This is a genomic window from Photobacterium phosphoreum (assembly GCF_002954725.1).
GTDB lineage: Bacteria > Pseudomonadota > Gammaproteobacteria > Enterobacterales > Vibrionaceae > Photobacterium > Photobacterium phosphoreum.
In genome coordinates this window covers 1334877-1352022 of record NZ_MSCQ01000002.1, presented here as the reverse complement: position 1 = coordinate 1352022, position 17146 = coordinate 1334877, and the positions used below count along the sequence as shown (strand labels likewise).

The window sequence follows — 17146 nt, the reverse complement described above, 5'->3', positions numbered from 1 at the left end:
TGTCATCTCGGAAGTCGAGAAACGAGGCTATCCGTGATCTACTCAACGCGTGATTGAGCCTTAAGGAGACCAGTGAAACACGTTAAATTTTACGGAAAAACATAAACTCTACAACACGCGGACAGTAGATTCCCTATTCGCCCTAGCGGGAATTCAGTTATCTGTTTTCTAAAGGGAAAGTTATGGGTGTCCTATGTTTTTTTGATCTGCTATTGGGATCATCTGTTTGTAAAAACATGCAGAATATAGGACAGCCATATCTTTACTTATTTCAATGAGTTTTGTACTGCCTATTCAAACAATATTAATCACGATATCCGCAATGCCATGAAAGCCATGTTGGCTTGTCATACGGAACAACAAGGACATAGTCGCTGGCAATGTTCTTACTGTGAACATCACATCAATCATCCAATGTCATGCGGACACCGTCATTGTACGCAATGCCAGCACCGAACCACATCAGATTGGTTAAACAAGCAACAGCAAAAACTGTTACCGATTGATTATTTTATGGTGACGTTTACGCTGCCAGCAGAACTTCGATACCTTGCAAAACGACACCCTAAATTGTTGTACCAAGCCATGTTTACCATCACAGCCAGTGTTGTAAAAAGCTTTGCTAATAATGATAAACATCTTGGCAATAAAATAGGTTTTACTTCTGTGTTACATACTCATAATCGTCGTCGAGACTTACATCCTCATATTCATATGGTGATCACTGGCGGTGGCTTTGATGAAAACAAGCGGCAATGGATACAGTGTAAAAACAAGTACCTATTTAATGCTTTTGCGTTAGCGAAAGTATGGCGAGCTAGATTGCTGGAATATATCACCAGCGTACTCAAGCTCCCCTTACCTGACAAATTAGCAAATAAATGGGTGGTAGATTGTCGCTATGTTGGTCATGGAAAACCTGCATTATTGTATTTATCGAAATACCTTTATCGGGGTGTAATTGCTGATAAAGACATTCTTTATCTCGATAATCATCAGGTGACATTTCGATATAAAGATAATCAAACAAAAACAATGAAAACACGCACTTTACCTGTATTACAGTTTCTATGGCTGATATTGCAACATGTATTACCGAAAGGATTAAGGCGAGTTCGTGATTATGGTTTATTACGAGGGCATGAGAAGAAACAACTTCAACTGATCCAATATGCTTTTATGTTAGCAGGACAACTGACGTTGTCCCCACAACAAAAAGTTGTCCGTTTAACGGCACAACCCTTTTGTCCATGCTGTCAGCATGTCATGCAATTGGCGGGGATTTTTCGACCCAGATAAAAACGTAAAATAATAAGGATAATGGCATTAACGCGTAATAATTAAAGAGGATCTAATTATAAATCAATTAATTAAATTGATTGGTTCACGCCAAGGATAACGCTCGACTTCTTTTCAATATCACCTTTCATGACATTCCCAATATTTACTTATATAAAGCCGCTCGGGCTTGTCCAACACTTCGGATAGGTGTCGGCTACGCGACACATATCCTTATCTGTTAGCTTTACGCAACTTTAGAGCTAAGAGCTGCTGTAACTAACTTCATATCTGCTTCAGCCCTATTTCTATCACGAATCTGTCCATTAGCGCGCATTACAGTCGAAAGATCTCTAAGATGGTCAGCACTAAAGTTTTGTAAATTTGGCTTTATTATTTCACTGAAATAGGAATCAGCCATATCAAAGCTCCAGCACTTTGAAAACCCATGAATCATTAATTCATGGCAGCCTGTAACCCAAGCATCATCATTTGATGCATTTAACATTTCAACAAAGATACTAGCGTTCTGAGCTACACGAAAATCATTATCAATATAAATAACTTTTGGAAGTTGCCTTTTAATTGTCTCATTAATAAACCAGCCATTAACTTGACTTAATTTAATAAATTCGCTCTTTGACTTCCTCGCTTTAGATAACAATTTACTCAATCTAGTATAATTATCATTATTGACTAAAATATCACTATTTAATTTCGCTAGTTGTGATGAAAGCTCTGACTTATCATTTTCAAGAAGTGCATTTTTTTCAATTAAAGCCAGATTATTTTCATTAACAGTATTTAGAGCTTTATCTTTAGACTCTGCTTGTTTTTTATACTCATTAATTTCCTCTTCTTTATTTTTTAATACTTCTTGATGGAATTGTTGAACTTTTTGTACCGATGATCTCAATTCATTACTTTGTTCCAAAGTAAGCGACGTTTCACTTGCATATTCATCTCTTTTTTTTAGGCCTTCACTCTTATTCCACTCCGTATATATAAAAATAAAACGTTGCAATAACGGTTGTATTATGAGAATTAACGCTGTAATTATAAAAGGAACTATAATTGTATTGTAATTAAAACTGCCATCTTCTGGTATCAAACCCGTTTTAAATATAGCTAATCGTTGATCGAATTTGTTCGTACCAAAAAGTAGTTGCAATACTAACTCCCAGTTATATATTGCCCATGAAAATATATACGTTCCATAAAGAGGACTACTGATCCTCTGATATAAAGCAGCTTTTATTGAATTTGTTACTTCTTTAATCATTTATCCTTCCAACCTAAATTTTAAACTAAGTAGAGCTAACAACTTATTATATTAACAACTTGCCCGAATTTGTTCTTTGAACATGCGCCCGTATTTATCTTTTCATAATATAAAAAGCATTATAAATCAGATACATTTTTACTTATGAATCCCGATAGTCATCACAAAATCGGGCACTTACCATTTAGTTTCCGATTTTTCTACTAATAGCTATTACTGCGCATAACCACAGTGTAAAAGATCTGCTTCAAATGAATATAAAACAGCCATCTCTTTACTTTAAAAATTCAACACGCTGACAGTAGATTCCCTATCGCCCTCACGGGCATTCACTGTAGGGAATGACGGAGTTGGGCTTGGCATTCATATGAAAAGCATCGCGATCGTTGGATTCAGCATTCACTGTAGGGAATAGCGGTAGTTGTTTGGGGGCATAAGCAACATCTGTAAACGTCATTAGCTTGAGTGTGGGTTTATCTGAAATAGATGAAGAGGATTTCGCGGCAGGGGTGTTATCTGGACAAGAAAAAGGGACGCCGAGTGGTATCCCTATTGGTGTACTGAGAGTACAGGCAAGATTCTTTAGCGTGTAGCGAGCATTATCAAAACAGTCTAATGCTCCATTGGTACTAACCAACTTGTTTTTAAGTTGCTCAGCGTTCGCTTTGGCGGTGATGGCACTTTTTGTTCTTAGGGATACGGTAACACTTGCTCGTGGTTTACCTGTATTGCCTACACATGTCATCCGCTGATGATAAATATTACCTCTTTTAATAACCGTGAAGTAAATCCTGTCTGGTTTTTGGTTTAGTGACTCTCTTAGTGACCTATTTAGTGACGAATTCATGATTGTTAGCCTTTGTGAGGCTTACCCTGATCCACTCCATGCTTAATGCAATAAACCCAACTCTCTGGCTTCGGCAAGGGTTAACCCACTTGCTTGAATATCGCGTAGCATCTCAATGCGTCGTCGTGCAGCACCTTGCTGCTTCTTGCTATCTGCGATGTTGGTCGCCGAATCGTCCTTGTGTTCCCACTTAGATGAAACGGAAGAAATTTCTGAATAATCGATAGAGTTAATAGACACAATACCCTCCTAAAGAAACCTGTGTCGACATGCAGTACTTAGTATCAAAGGTTTTTAATTGAAAGAAGCACCTAATGATAAGTTTGTGAGCAACGCCATATTCGTAATAAAATAACCAAAAAAGGCTGGTCATCGATCTATTTATTGCGTAGTTTTGATTGTTCATGCCTTCAAATAAAACATGCTTCAACGCAAATAATTTGTATCTCAATGTCGCCTTTTTGCCTCATACCAAACTATGCTTTCATTCAAAAAACGCCTCACCAAGTTCATAACGTCACGTCAATATCGTTAGAAGTAAAAATTATTAACGATATAAACAATTTGTGCACTTCGTCGTTTCACTATTAACAACAGATTAGGTATCATTTTACAGCCTAAAATGTGAAACTTTACATTACAAAAATTTACCTATAGCCCGCTATCTAAAAAGCGTAACGTAACAAGATAGCTTTAATTAAGGTCTACTATTATGAATCCAATGTTATCTGAACGTGCCCAACCTGGTGCTTTATCAAATCCAAATACGTTTGCTGAATACCTCACTTTTGTTTTTAAAGCAGATGTTAATGCGGAAGCTGTTAGTGATGCTTTTGCTAAAATTCAGATCATTGAAAAATCTATTGGACAAAAAGATTCAACCGCAGATCTTAGCTTTACCGTTGGTGTGTCTCATCATGGTTGGGCAACAGCTTTCCCAACAACGCCTGTACCCGCTTTACTACAAGATTTTGAAGCGATGGTTGATGGTGAGCGTCAATTCCCTAGCACACCTGGTGATCTCTTCATCATGATTAAATCTGAGCGTATGGATTTAAACTACCAAGCCGCTAAATACCTTGCACAAACATTTGCGGGTATCGCAACATTAATTGAAGATATCCAAGGCTTTAAATACCTTGATAGCCGCGACATGATTGATTTTGTTGATGGTACAGAAAACCCTAAAAATGCAGCGCGTATGAATGCAGTATTAGTGGTTGATGATCTTGATATTCACCAAGGCGGTAGCTACCTAACCGTTCAGCGTTACATTGACCGTCAAGGTTTATGGGATAAGCAATCAACAGAATACCAAGAGCAAGTGATTGGTCGTACTAAACTTGATGATATTGAACTTGATGATGATGTGAAGCCAGTTTGGGCGCACAACAACAAGAGTAAAGTGATCATTGATGATAAAGAAATCAAGATGCTGCGTCAGAACCGTCCATTTGGTAATGCAATGGAACACGGCACTATGTTCATCGGTTTAACCGCTTCTCCTGTCATCATGAGTACATCATTACAACAAATGATTTTTGCTGATGATAACGGCCATTACGACCGCTTACTTGATTTTGTAGAAGCGAAAACAGGCACTAATTACTTTATCGTTTCACAAACACTACTTGATACTTTTGCTGATTAATCTTATTTAGTTATCAATAACTTTGCAGCCCATTAATGCTTATCATCAATGGGCTTATTTTATTTTAGTGCCGAGAATACTCTCAATAAGTCACAACCTCGCAACCTAAGTAAATCTTTGTCACCAGTAACTCATTGAATCTATTAAAACTCATTTTTTTTAACAGAATAATGGCTTGCTTCCTAACAATTTCTGTTGTCCCCTATAGACTTATTTATTATTAGCGTTTTTTGATCACCGATATCAAAAAGCATTTTCTCTGGGGGCAAGCATGTACAACACCCTTTTTACCCGTGTATCACTCGCTGCAGTTATTGCTGTGCTTGCGGGTTGTAGTTCAACAACACCACCACCAAAACCAGCACCTGATTACAGTTTTAAAACAGCTGCTAAAAAATTCATTGCAGCCGATAGCACGCGTAATAATGGCGTTGTTGTTGATAAAGGTTTGTTTTACCCTAAAGAAACCTTTTCTTATAGTTACCGTTATTGCTCCACTAGCGAGCAACAAGCACAACAAGACATTGCACAGTTTGACCAATTAGCCACGAAAACGTGTACCGCTAATAACGGCTCAATGGTGAATTTAGACACTGGCACATGGTGTGTTCAACATCCTAATACTGATCAAGAGACGCCCCTTTTTGCATCTCGCATTTCTTCAATTGATCTATGGGCTGATATTTGTTCCGGTGGCCCTTTCGTCACCATGCGCATTATTGAAAATCGAGACATTCCTCAAACGGCATGGATTGATGGTGCAAAACTATTAGGTTATCAACCTTACTCTATCCATCGGACATTAATGAGCTCAAAGGCGATTAAACATCTCGATGATGAAACACCGCCACCCGCAGAAGAACCCTGGACAGAAGAGACAGCCTTTATTGCGTCTCATGTAGGTGAAACTGTGTGTATGTATAAAAAGTCGAAAGACGATGCTTACGGTGTCACTTACAAAGGCACGATTGAAAGTATAAAAGATGGCCGTGTGCGTGTGCTTGCTACACGTAAAATCAAAGGTGATGTGCGTATAGCACCAGTATCAACACCACTGCCATGGCATAAAAAAGCCATTATTGAAGCAGATGCTAAATCTTGGTTTATCTGTAAATAAAATCACATTATTTATCAAGTAATTATCTAGTGTTATTTAAAAACAAAAGAGGCTGTATTTAATGATTAAATACAGCCTCTTTCTTTAGCGTTAATTTGTGCTTTACCTATTTTAAATCGATTTACACTATAAATTGATTAAAGAAAGCTAACGTTTCACATAAGGCTTGATTTCGAATAACGTCTTTTTCCATTAAAATCTCATGGCGCGCATTACGGATAACTTTCAGATTACAGTGCTTATTCTGACCACAAAATCGTTGGTGGCTATTATTATCAACAACCGTATCGCTACCTGCTTGTAATAATAATACTGGGATCTCTATTTTCCCTACATCTCGAATACAGTGATCAGCAGCTTGAATCGCTTGCCATAACCAACGTGGGCTTGGTCCACCAATGCGTAATTCTGGATGAATTTGATATAAATGCTTTGCCCAAACATAGCGTAATTTACTTTGGCACAGAGCATTATTCTCAAATGGCTCTTCGTGATAAGGCTTCTGCCCTAATACATATGAAGGCTCATCCTGATAGTGTTCCATGATCTTGGCAATCGATGATGCAACCAGTTTTAAAGGTACTGGCATGTGAATACCAAACATCGGTGCATTCAGTACTACCGCATCAAAATGGCTCGTATATTTTTCAAGATACAGGGTGGTAATGGCCCCCCCCATAGAATGCGCCAATAAGAAACGGTGCTGATAGTCTTTTTCTTTTTCTACAACTTTAGTCACAAACTCTTGTAAATCATCAACATAGTCATCAAAACTATTCACATGACCCAGTTCAGGATCAGCGGTTAATCGACCAGAGGCACCTTGGCCTCGATGATCATAAGCGTAAACATCATAACCTTGTCGGGAAAATTCAAAGAAAATTTCTTGATACTTCCAAAAGCTTTCATTACGACCATTCACAATTACAATACAGCGAGTATTAATGGGATTAGTGACACTGATCCATTGGATTTTCACCCCATCTTTACCACTAAATGCATTTTGTTTACGTTGCAACCACATACTATGAACGTCATTTTCCATCAACTGTGTAAATACCGACTCCTTGGTTGTAAATTCCACATTTTTCAGGTTCATTGATTATCAACTTCTTCGTAAAGGCTCCCAAATATTTCCACGTTTACAGTGATATTATTTGAGTAATAAAATTAGGCATATTTCATTAAATCATCATTTTCAATGTCATGCTTATAATCCGTTTTATAAGGCGCATCTTGAATATTAATATGACGGCCAACGGTATTGAGAAAATATTTACCCGATTGATAACCCAAGTGATAATCCATATCCAAAGCGGCTAAATCACTACCAATCATTTTCGATTTTAACGGTTTTTGAGGATGAATTTCAAAAATTGTCACATCATCAGGTGGATTGCTTAAAAATTCTTGGGTTTTTCGATAGTTATCTTCGTGCTCAAGCAACATTTCAATCATACCTGCCGCTTTAGAATTACCCAAAGCGCGACTAATATTGGTCATCCAACAGTGATCAAATGACGTGTCGATAGGTACAGTTCGAACAACCACAATATGACGATAACCGCGCTCATACGCTTCTTGAACCGGAATTGGTGCACATAATCCACCATCAACCCAGTATTCATTCTGCGAGAAAATAGGTTGTTTATTGAGTACCGGTACAGCACATGATGCTTTTAATGCTAATGACCAATTATCACTGTTTAAGTTAAAGTACGCTGCCTGATGGCTATTAACACCACTTGCTGACGCTAACACGGTGCGTGAACGCATATTTTCACGCCCTTGGTGCCAATCAAGTTCAAAACTGGTTTGCGTTTGTTTCATCAACCAATCTAAATCTAAGCCTTCACGACCAAATATAAACCGATAAACATCAAAAAAGTGATGATCTGTAGTTGCTTGAGTAATCACCCGATAAGCATGTTTGTATTGACCACAAATATAAGAGGCTAAATTGAGCGATCCCGCAGATGTGCCCACCATCAGAGAAAAGGGATTAAACTCTGCTTCTAAAAAAGCATCTAATACGCCCGCGGTAAAAATACCGCGCTGACCACCACCTTCGGTGACTAACGCTATTTTTGATATATCTGTAGTATCAAAGGAAAGTCCTTCAATATTTTGTACTGCATAAGAGATGTGTTTACCAGTCATAACGCGTTTACTTTTTAGTGGGCATTTGTCATACAAATTGGTTTCAGAAGTGATTAGTATAGCCATTGTTGAGTAAGGTATAAATTACCCAAAATAATAACTGATATTCTATATATGAGACTCTTGACTGAGGAAAAATAACCTGAGATAGATAATTATTCAGTCATATAGGATAAAAATATTTTATTAACATCAACCCGTGCTTTTAGTTTCGCGGCTAATAAATATAATCCACCTAATTTACGGTGCAAAAAAATCGCATCGGCTGGCGGTGTATGCCAATAACCTTGTTTCATGCTTAATTGACTGCCTGCATCACGAATTTGACGTACCATATCAGACTGACCAAAATCATACACACCCTGATATTTCAACGGCTCACAAGCTTGTAAACATAATGCCAATAATGATTGTTGGGCCTGCGGTTCAATCGGTTGCGAGAAGAATCCAATCTGTTTTAATGCAGCAAGCATTCGAGGTTGATCATCAATCACTGCCCCCGTCATTAATTGCCGATAGCCTTCGGAAATAGACTGTGGATAAACGCGTGTAGCACCGAAATCAAGCAATACTAATTGTTTGCTATCAATATCATAGCGATAGTTAGCAAAGTTAGGATCGGTTTGTACTAATCTAAATTCAAACACTTCTCTAAACATCAAACTAAAGGCAAGTTCGATAACATGATCACGTACGGTTTGTGGCTGATCGACTAATTTATCAATATCAACACCACCAACAAATGTCATCGCAAGAATCTGTTTTGTCGTTAAATCATCGGCAATATCTGGCAATAAATAACGTGTATCGGTCGCTAATAGTTGACGGTATTGCTTCACATATTGCGCTTCAAGTAAATAATCTGCTTCTGCATGAAGTTGTTTTTTAGCTTCATTCAATAACTCAGAAATGTCTAACTGCTTAGGAATTAAGCCACTGATATTCAATAACGTCGTCACATTATTTACGTCACTATCAATGCTTTTATTAATTCCAGGATATTGAATTTTAAGCGCTAATTGACGTCCATCTTGGGTTGTCGCTTTATGCACTTGCCCAATGGATGCCGCGGCAATCGGATAAAATGAAAACTGACTAAATTGCTGTTGCCAATCACATCCCCATTGCTGTTCAAGAGAAGAGTTAAGTTGACTTATGGGCATTGGTTTCGCATTTGCTTGCAATCGAGACAACAACTCGGTTAATGGCGGTGGTAATAAATCGCCACCATCCATTGATAATAATTGGCCGACTTTCATCGCAGCACCGCGTAAATCTGCCAATTGATCAGCAACACGTTTAACATTCGCTGGCGTTAAAATAAGTTCACTCGCTTTGGGTCGATGCCCTGTCGCTAATTGCTTAGCTCCTTCAGCTACCATTCCAGAAGCCACCCGCGTCGCTAATGATCCAAGCTTTGCTAACCGTGATAATCGACCACTTGGTACTTTTGAATATTGCTTTTTATCATTCATTCAACGACTCTTTATTCTTATACGGTAATCTTTATTCTTGATTACCATTGTTAATGGTATCACAAAAGATAGTATCAACGTCTGACACAGAATGATCATAAACAGCCAAAAAAAAGGCCGATCCTGTCTACTAAAAATAGCTTACAGTATCGACCTTTTCTTAAGAGAATAAATTAATCGTATTCAGGCTCGTTACGATTTTTTAAATTCACTAAGATACCAAGCAATAACACCACAACGGTAACAATGAAAATTGATTGGAACACATGGTGATACTGTGTCGCTGAAGCAATCAAGTCGACAGTAGTGGTTGCTTGTGTGCCCGTTGAAGTTAATTCAGCAATGTTCGCGGCTAAATAGTTCGCAACAGAGCCCCCCATTAACATATAGATACCCGCAACTGTACCCGTTGCACCTTGTGGGTTCATACGTGTAATAGCAGATAACGCTACGGGGTCAATAAACAGCTCAGCAATACCAATTAAGAACAAACCAAGGAACAACCATAAGAATGTTGTGTGACCACTCACCATTGCCAATTTAGACGATAAAGTTATTAAGCTAAAACCTGCCGTTAGCAAGAACAAGCCCATATTCAGTTTGGTTAAAGTGCGTACTGAAATTTGACGAGATGCCAACACTTTCCATAACCATGCAACAGCACCACCACCAACAATAACCGCAACAGGGTTCACTGATTGGAAAAAAGCGGTTGGAATGTGAAAGCCGAAAATATCAGTATCAATATTTCGCTCAATGAACAAACTTATTGAACTACCGCCCTGCTGATCAAACGCCCAAAACACCATACCAAACAGCATGAAGTAGATGATTGCATTTAATTTCTTACGATCTTCAATACTGCTCTTACGGTATAGACGAATCATTTGTAAAGCAGAAAAAGCTAAGATAATAGCCAGAATATAGCCAGCAAGTAAATTTTGTAATACAAAGACTAAACCAATCGCGCACACAATCACGCCAAGAATAATCAATTGCCAGTGGCTAAAGCCTGCTGTTTTTTGACGTAACGCGGGTAGGTTCGCTTTTTGCACATGCGCAAAATGCTTACGACCTGTACTAAAGATAATTAAACCAATAAGCATACCGATACCCGCAAGTGCGAAACCTACGTTCCAGCCCCAACGACTCGCAGCATAACCACAGAATATCGGTGCTAAAGCAGAACCAACATTGCCACCAATATAGGAAATCGAAAATCCAGATTCACGCGCATCTTCATGGTCTTTATATAACTCACCCAACAAACAGCTTGAGTTAGTTTTAAAAAAACCATAACCACAAATAATAAGTGCTAATGCGGCATATAGCACGGTGTTGTCATGGCTCGGAATACTCAGTACAGCATGCCCTGCGACCATCAATAAGCCACCAATGATCACCGACCAATAGTTGCCTAAATAACGGTCAGCTAAATAACCACCTAAAATCGGAGTAACATAAACAAGCGATGTATAAGCACCATAGAGGGCAAATGCATGGTCGTCAGACATTAAAAGTTTTTGGGTTAAAAAGAGAATTAATAACGACCGCATGCCGTAATAACTAAAGAATTCCCACATCTGAATAGCAATGAGGTGAAAAAGCCCTTTAGGCTGAGAGGATAATTGCATATTGTTTCCTAGGTAAAGGGGCCATAAAGGCTAACGATAATAATTGTTATTTAATTCGCAATACCACAGGTATTTAATACTGAAAATACACTGAACATCTATAAGCTCAAGCTTAATCTTGCTCCATATTTAGTATCTTAATTTTCACACGAATAAAGAGGACTTTATGCTATATAAAAAACGACGCTGAACTATATACTATTTAGCGATAATTTACACTTTTAGTTACATTGCCCCATTAATCCCACATAAAAAATCACATAAAAACAATATATCGCATAAATATTCTATTTAATTGACAAATAAAAAAGCCATTAAGCCGTTTGTTGAATTATCAACTACCACTTAACAGCTCTTTATTTATTTGTTAAATAAGCAACAATTACCAAACAATTATAACGTTAGATCTAACTCATTATGTATAAGCACAATACATTGAGAAGCAAATAACATTTTAGGCCCTAAACTGATTTTTTCTGCGCCAAGACGTTTTAAACTATTAAAACTTTTCTTTGGCATTGGCATATGATCAGTTAATAAAAAACAAGGATTAGCAGCTAACTCGATATCTCGAATAAAGTCGCCTTTTTTATCGAGCATATATAATTGGTAATCTTCTGCTAGTTCACCCACTAACTTTTCAAAGCTAATAGTACGAACACAAATACCCGGCTCAACATTGCGCAATTGTTCTTTATTCATACCGATAGATTTATCTAACGCATGCGCTATTTTATCCAACCAAGCTTGCTCATGAAAGCCAGATAAATTAGTGATCTCATTTGAATTAAAACTAATAGTGCGAGAGAAGTCTTGAGTACTTTCAAGAACTAAATGCACCATAATATCTTCACGATGTGATTGCGCTACAAAAATAGCATTCATTAAAACATGAGCCAAAATCTCAGTGTGAGCATCTTGTCCAACTGAAGCTAATAACATCTTACTGTCTGTTGGAGCAGAACGGGCTCGTAATACGAAGGCGCGCATAATCAATATCCTAGCAGTTTAAATTTTTCTCGTTAATTATTCACAACTGAAAATTAACAATAGATAGCGACTATTATCCTAGGTTTTACAGTCGATGTAACCTTAAATAATAAAATCAGCCAAAGAATACCGATTAGTCGCTATTATTAAGAGATATCAGGAGGAACTTATGAAATTAATCTTATTCTATGACAGCAGTTGTCCACTCTGTGTTACTGAAATGCGTCAACTACAAATACACAATAATCATCAACAGCTTCTGTTTGAGGATATTCTTGCACCTGATTTTAATCAACGTTTCCCTTATATAAAGGTTACTGACGCCTCAACAATATTACATGGCTTATATTTCCCTGATCATGAGCAATCTCCCCAATTATTACTCGGACTTGATGTCACTTGTCTTGCTTGGAAATCAATAGGTAAAAAGAAATGGTTAGCACTACTGCGCTGGCCTATCATTGGTTTTTTTGCTGATAAATGTTATTTATTTTTTGCCCGTAATCGCTACAAAATTTCCTATTTATTTACAGGAAAATCACGCTGTAAAAATTGCAAAATTGATTAGTGTCGCTGACGATGGTAACGCTGATTTCTTCATAAAATACCACCTTATTAATTCTATCAGTATATAGAGCAAGCAGATGAACGTTACTTTATTGAGTGTCATTGATCTTATCGTGGGTTAAAAATCGTGGTCATACTATCTTTAAACACTAGTTAGTAAGCTCCTCACAATATAAGATCCTACAGAGCTCACAAAACCCCATGGTCAGCTTAGTAATTCTCTTGTTAATAACGATAAATAGTGGAATATTCACCCTCATTATAAGTGCTTAGAAACACCACTCTCAATAATGTCTTCTTCTGGATGAATATCATGAATATTGTTGATCGCTTTATAAATTACACTCGCATTAACACTACCACTAATCGTGAAAATGGTGCTGCTGGCATTATGCCGTCATCACTAGGACAAATGGAATTAGCGACAATATTAGCCGCAGAATTAACCCAATTAGGCTTACAGAATATCATTTTGCGTGATAGCGCTATTCTAACGGCAACCTTACCAAGTAATAGTCCACGAACAATTCCAACCGTGGCTTTTTTTGGTCATTTAGACACCAGTGCTGAGCAATGCAATGATACTCACGCCCAGATTGTTCATTATACTGGTGGCGATATTATTCTTAATCCCGCATTAAATATCGTTCTCAAACACGCTGAATTTCCTGAGCTTAGCCAATATCAATACCAAGACATTATTGTCACTGACGGCACCAGTTTGTTAGGCGCTGACGATAAAGCCGCTATTGCAGCCATTATGCACGCACTGACGGTTCTGATTGATAATCCTGCCATTGAACATGGCGACGTAAAAATTGCGTTTGTTCCTGACGAAGAACAAGGGTTACGTGGGGCTAAAGCCTTTGATGTCGATGCCTTTGGTGCAGATTTTGCTTATACCTTAGATTGTTGTGGTATTGGTGAATTTGTCGATGAAAACTGGAACGCAGGTGATGTCGTCGTTACTTTTATTGGTCAATCAGCCCACCCAATGTCAGCCAAAGGTAAACTTAAAAACTCATTGTTAATGGCGCACAAATTTATTGCTATGCTGCCAGCAGGTGAAGCACCTGAATATACTGATGGTCGTGAAGGCTATTATTGGGTCAAAGATCTTAGCGGTAACAGTGCTAAAACGGTCTTGAAAATGGATGTAAGAGATTTCACTCATCAAGGCTATCAACAACGCATGCAATTTCTGGCAACACTGGCTGAGAATTGCCAAGCATTATGGGGCAAAGCGGCAGTGACAATAACCCTTGCTGATCGCTATCAAAATGTGGCTAATAGCTTACAAGGTGATGCCAGTTTTCCCATCGAAATAGCTAAACAAGCTTACGCGCGTAATAACATTGAGATGAAAACAACCCCAATGCGTGGCGGTTATGATGGCGCAGTGTTGTCACAAAAAGGCTTACCTTGCCCAAATATTTTCACAGGCGCACACAACTTCCATTCGATTTATGAGTATTTACCTGTGCCCTCGTTACAAGCAGCCAGTGATGTTGTGGTCGATGTGATCCGCATTACCGCAGAGCAATATGGGAAATAGGGAAGAGGGTTCGAGGTTTCGAGGTTTCGAGGGTTCGAGGGTTCGAGGGTTCAAGGTTCAAGGTTCAAGGTTCAAGGTTCAAGGTTCAAGGTTCAAGGTTCAAGGTTCAAGGTTCAAGGGTAATAGTGTGTCATTCTAATAAATAAACAAATAAAAAACGGGCGAGTTACTGAGTAACTCGCCCGTTATAATTTTTGATTACGCTACGATTAACGTAGGATCATTTGGTCACGCTCTGGACCTACTGATACCATTTTAACAGGAACACCCATTAGTTCTTCAATGCGAAGTACGTACTGTTGTGCACCTTCTGGTAGTTCTTCAAACTTACGGCAACCCGTAATGTCTTCATCCCAACCCATCATTTGCTCATAAACTGCTGTTAGAGATGCAGTTTGAGGCCAAATTGGGTTTTCAGTGTGGTCACCGTTGTAAGCAACACAGATCTTAAGATCTTTCATGCCACTTAGACAGTCAATCTTAGTTAATGCGATTTCTGTTGCTGCTTGTAGTTCAACACCATTACGTGTTGCTACTGCATCAAAGTAACCCATATCACGTGGACGGCCAGTTGTTGCACCGAATTCTTTAGCATCTTCACGGAATTGGTCTTGATCTTCCATTGCGGTGATCAATGTACCTGTACCTACTGAAGAACTGAATGATTTAGCAACAGCAATAACACGCTCAGGATGAAGTGCTGGTAAACCACTACCGATACCTGCATAAGCTGCAGTCACGTTAGATGATGTTGTCCATGGGTATTCACCGTAAACTAAGTCACGACCCGCACCTAACTGTGCTTCAAACAATAATGTTTTATCTTCTTTTTGTAACGCTTTTAGTGGCTCAGTAACGTTACAAATGCTGTCACGCCAAGGTTGAGACACTTCAAGTAGCCACTCTGTCATTTCTTCAGCTGTTTGCGTGAACTCCATTGAAGGATATAACGCTTTAAGCTGTGGCAATTTCCAATCCATCATGAATTGAATACGCTCAAGAAGTACTTCTGGCTGATTTAACCAACCAACAAGAATACCCTTCTTCATTACACGGTCACCGTATGCAGGTGCGATACCTTGACGTGTTGAACCGTAAGCACCGTCACCTAGACGTAATTCTTCTAGAGTATCTTCTAGTGCGTGCAATGGTAGACATAGTGTGGCGCGATCTGAGATGCATAACTTAACGTTAACACCAGATGTTGCTACTTCTTCGATTTCTAGGCTTAATTTCTCTGGGCTGATAACCATACCAGGGCCTAAAACAGCGATACAATCAGGGTTAAATACGCCGCTTGGTAACTGGTGTAGTTTAAAAGTACCAAAATCGTTAACAACAGTATGACCTGCGTTATTACCACCTTGGAAACGAATACTCGCTGAAGCTTGGTCTGCTAAATAATCAACAATCCGACCTTTACCTTCATCACCCCAGTTAGCACCAACAACAACAATAGACGACATAATTTAATCTCCTCAAAAGCAAGACCTCTATCCTATGCTCAATGACGCAATAAAAATAATTAATAATCGTTATTAACTTGATAAGAATCTCTTATATGGCGTACATTAACCATTGAGTTTATTCTGATAATATCATTATCAATAATAGCGTCTGAACCAAAATAAGAAGGTAAAAATGGTAGATTTGCATTGGCTTAATACATTCGTCGCACTTTCTAAACATAAACATTTTGGAAAAACAGCCGCAGCGCTTCATATGACTCAGCCCAATGTTAGCCTTCATATTAAACAGCTCGAGCAAGCAACGCGGGTAAAATTAATTGAAAGGAATCCGTTTAGATTAACCCAAGCGGGTGAGCGGTTACTTAAAAGTGCAGAAAACACTTTAATGGAATTACAAGTTTGTCAGGCGGATCTAAATGCGATTAACGAACTCAACCAAGGCACACTGACTATTGCAGCCAGTGATATTATCTCGCGGTTATTACTTATCAGTCCCTTTCAAGCGTTTAAAAAAGAATATCCCGGTATCGATTTATCTCTTTTTAATACCACCTCGTCACAGGCTACTGAACTGGTAAAAAGTGCCAAAGCTGACTTAGGGTTTGTGATCGCCCAAAAAGAAAGTCAACCATTGCATTTTATGGAGCTGCGTCAGGTTAAATGGTGCGCATTAGGCAATGGCTTAGAACGCTGGCAACAATTATCTCAGGATCCAGAAGCGATTATTGAATCACAGCCTCTTGCCGCAGAAGAACCAACATTAATTTTATTAGGCCATGATACGCGCACCCGTGAATTAATCGATTTAGCCTTACCAAGTTTACAACTGGCTAAATATCATGTGATGGAGGTTGGCAGTGTTGATGCGCAGATAGACTGGGCTGAAGCAGGATTTGGGGTTGCTATTGTACCGAGTTTTTCATTGCATTCGAAATTACATCTACAAACTACAATCACACCATTACCGCATTTTCCCACCACCAGTCTTGGCTATATCGTGCGTCAAAATCAGGTGTTATCGCGTGCTATTAAACAGCTATTACGTTGGGTAGATGAAGAGATTGAACGTTCACAATAATGAAAAATAACTAAAAAAAGTGCTTTTACTTATATGATGTAAT

15 protein-coding genes are annotated in these 17146 nt (G+C 38.5%); 6 read left to right on the top strand and 9 right to left on the bottom strand.

What is annotated here, in order from left to right; genetic code table 11:
• Window positions 1-258: 258 nt before the first annotated feature.
• Window positions 259-1299, top strand: coding sequence for an IS91 family transposase (locus BTO21_RS17880; RefSeq protein ID WP_045032895.1), 1041 nt, complete (start codon window positions 259-261; stop codon window positions 1297-1299).
• Window positions 1300-1525: 226 nt separating this feature from the next.
• Here BTO21_RS17880 and BTO21_RS17875 read toward each other — a convergent pair whose 3' ends face one another.
• From BTO21_RS17875 to BTO21_RS17865, 3 genes are all read right to left on the bottom strand, one after another.
• Window positions 1526-2560: a hypothetical protein gene (locus tag BTO21_RS17875; protein ID WP_105026939.1), complete on the bottom strand. Its 1035-nt coding sequence runs from the start codon at window positions 2558-2560 to the stop codon at window positions 1526-1528.
• 319 nt (window positions 2561-2879) lie between these two features.
• The gene (locus BTO21_RS17870; RefSeq protein WP_128973086.1) at window positions 2880-3305 is read right to left on the bottom strand and encodes a hypothetical protein; all 426 of its coding nucleotides are present in this window, start codon (window positions 3303-3305) and stop codon (window positions 2880-2882) included.
• 144 nt (window positions 3306-3449) lie between these two features.
• Window positions 3450-3647, bottom strand: coding sequence for a hypothetical protein (locus BTO21_RS17865; RefSeq protein WP_036791113.1), 198 nt, complete (start codon window positions 3645-3647; stop codon window positions 3450-3452).
• Between the two features lie 472 nt (window positions 3648-4119).
• On the opposite strand from BTO21_RS17865, the gene BTO21_RS17860 reads away from it, so the two are divergent.
• Both BTO21_RS17860 and BTO21_RS17855 read left to right on the top strand, forming a co-directional pair.
• Entirely contained in the window at window positions 4120-5058 is a 939-nt protein-coding gene (locus BTO21_RS17860) for a Dyp-type peroxidase (protein ID WP_045030147.1), read from the top strand.
• A 271-nt stretch (window positions 5059-5329) separates the two neighbouring features.
• Window positions 5330-6175 (top strand): hypothetical protein, encoded by an 846-nt coding sequence (locus BTO21_RS17855; protein WP_045030148.1) that lies wholly within the window; start codon window positions 5330-5332, stop codon window positions 6173-6175.
• 121 nt (window positions 6176-6296) lie between these two features.
• Here the strand turns inward: BTO21_RS17855 and BTO21_RS17850 are convergent, their stop codons facing one another.
• The 5 genes from BTO21_RS17850 to trmY form a co-directional block, all read right to left on the bottom strand.
• A complete protein-coding gene (locus BTO21_RS17850; RefSeq protein WP_306665711.1) occupies window positions 6297-7274 on the bottom strand; it encodes an alpha/beta fold hydrolase in 978 nt (325 codons plus the stop codon).
• A gap of 71 nt (window positions 7275-7345) precedes the next feature.
• The gene (locus BTO21_RS17845) at window positions 7346-8335 is read right to left on the bottom strand and encodes a patatin-like phospholipase family protein (protein ID WP_045030152.1); all 990 of its coding nucleotides are present in this window, start codon (window positions 8333-8335) and stop codon (window positions 7346-7348) included.
• A gap of 155 nt (window positions 8336-8490) precedes the next feature.
• Window positions 8491-9810 carry an ABC1 kinase family protein gene (locus BTO21_RS17840; protein ID WP_065193262.1) on the bottom strand — a complete coding sequence of 440 codons (1320 nt, stop codon included), beginning with the start codon at window positions 9808-9810 and terminating at the stop codon, window positions 8491-8493.
• A gap of 173 nt (window positions 9811-9983) precedes the next feature.
• Complete coding sequence (locus BTO21_RS17835; RefSeq protein ID WP_045030154.1) at window positions 9984-11444, bottom strand: peptide MFS transporter; 1461 nt, start codon at window positions 11442-11444, stop codon at window positions 9984-9986.
• Between the two features lie 393 nt (window positions 11445-11837).
• Complete coding sequence (trmY, locus tag BTO21_RS17830) at window positions 11838-12434, bottom strand: tRNA (pseudouridine(54)-N(1))-methyltransferase TrmY (protein ID WP_045030156.1); 597 nt, start codon at window positions 12432-12434, stop codon at window positions 11838-11840.
• 169 nt (window positions 12435-12603) lie between these two features.
• Here trmY and BTO21_RS17825 point away from each other — a divergent pair, with 169 nt between their 5' ends.
• Both BTO21_RS17825 and pepT read left to right on the top strand, forming a co-directional pair.
• Window positions 12604-13002 (top strand): thiol-disulfide oxidoreductase DCC family protein, encoded by a 399-nt coding sequence (locus BTO21_RS17825; RefSeq protein ID WP_045030158.1) that lies wholly within the window; start codon window positions 12604-12606, stop codon window positions 13000-13002.
• 312 nt (window positions 13003-13314) lie between these two features.
• Window positions 13315-14556: a peptidase T gene (pepT, locus tag BTO21_RS17820; RefSeq protein WP_045030160.1), complete on the top strand. Its 1242-nt coding sequence runs from the start codon at window positions 13315-13317 to the stop codon at window positions 14554-14556.
• 209 nt (window positions 14557-14765) lie between these two features.
• Here pepT and BTO21_RS17815 read toward each other — a convergent pair whose 3' ends face one another.
• On the bottom strand, window positions 14766-16022 hold the full coding sequence (locus BTO21_RS17815; protein WP_045030161.1) for an adenylosuccinate synthase: 1257 nt from the start codon (window positions 16020-16022) through the stop codon (window positions 14766-14768).
• Between the two features lie 175 nt (window positions 16023-16197).
• Here BTO21_RS17815 and BTO21_RS17810 point away from each other — a divergent pair, with 175 nt between their 5' ends.
• Window positions 16198-17103 (top strand): LysR family transcriptional regulator, encoded by a 906-nt coding sequence (locus BTO21_RS17810; protein ID WP_045030163.1) that lies wholly within the window; start codon window positions 16198-16200, stop codon window positions 17101-17103.
• Window positions 17104-17146 lie beyond the last annotated feature (43 nt).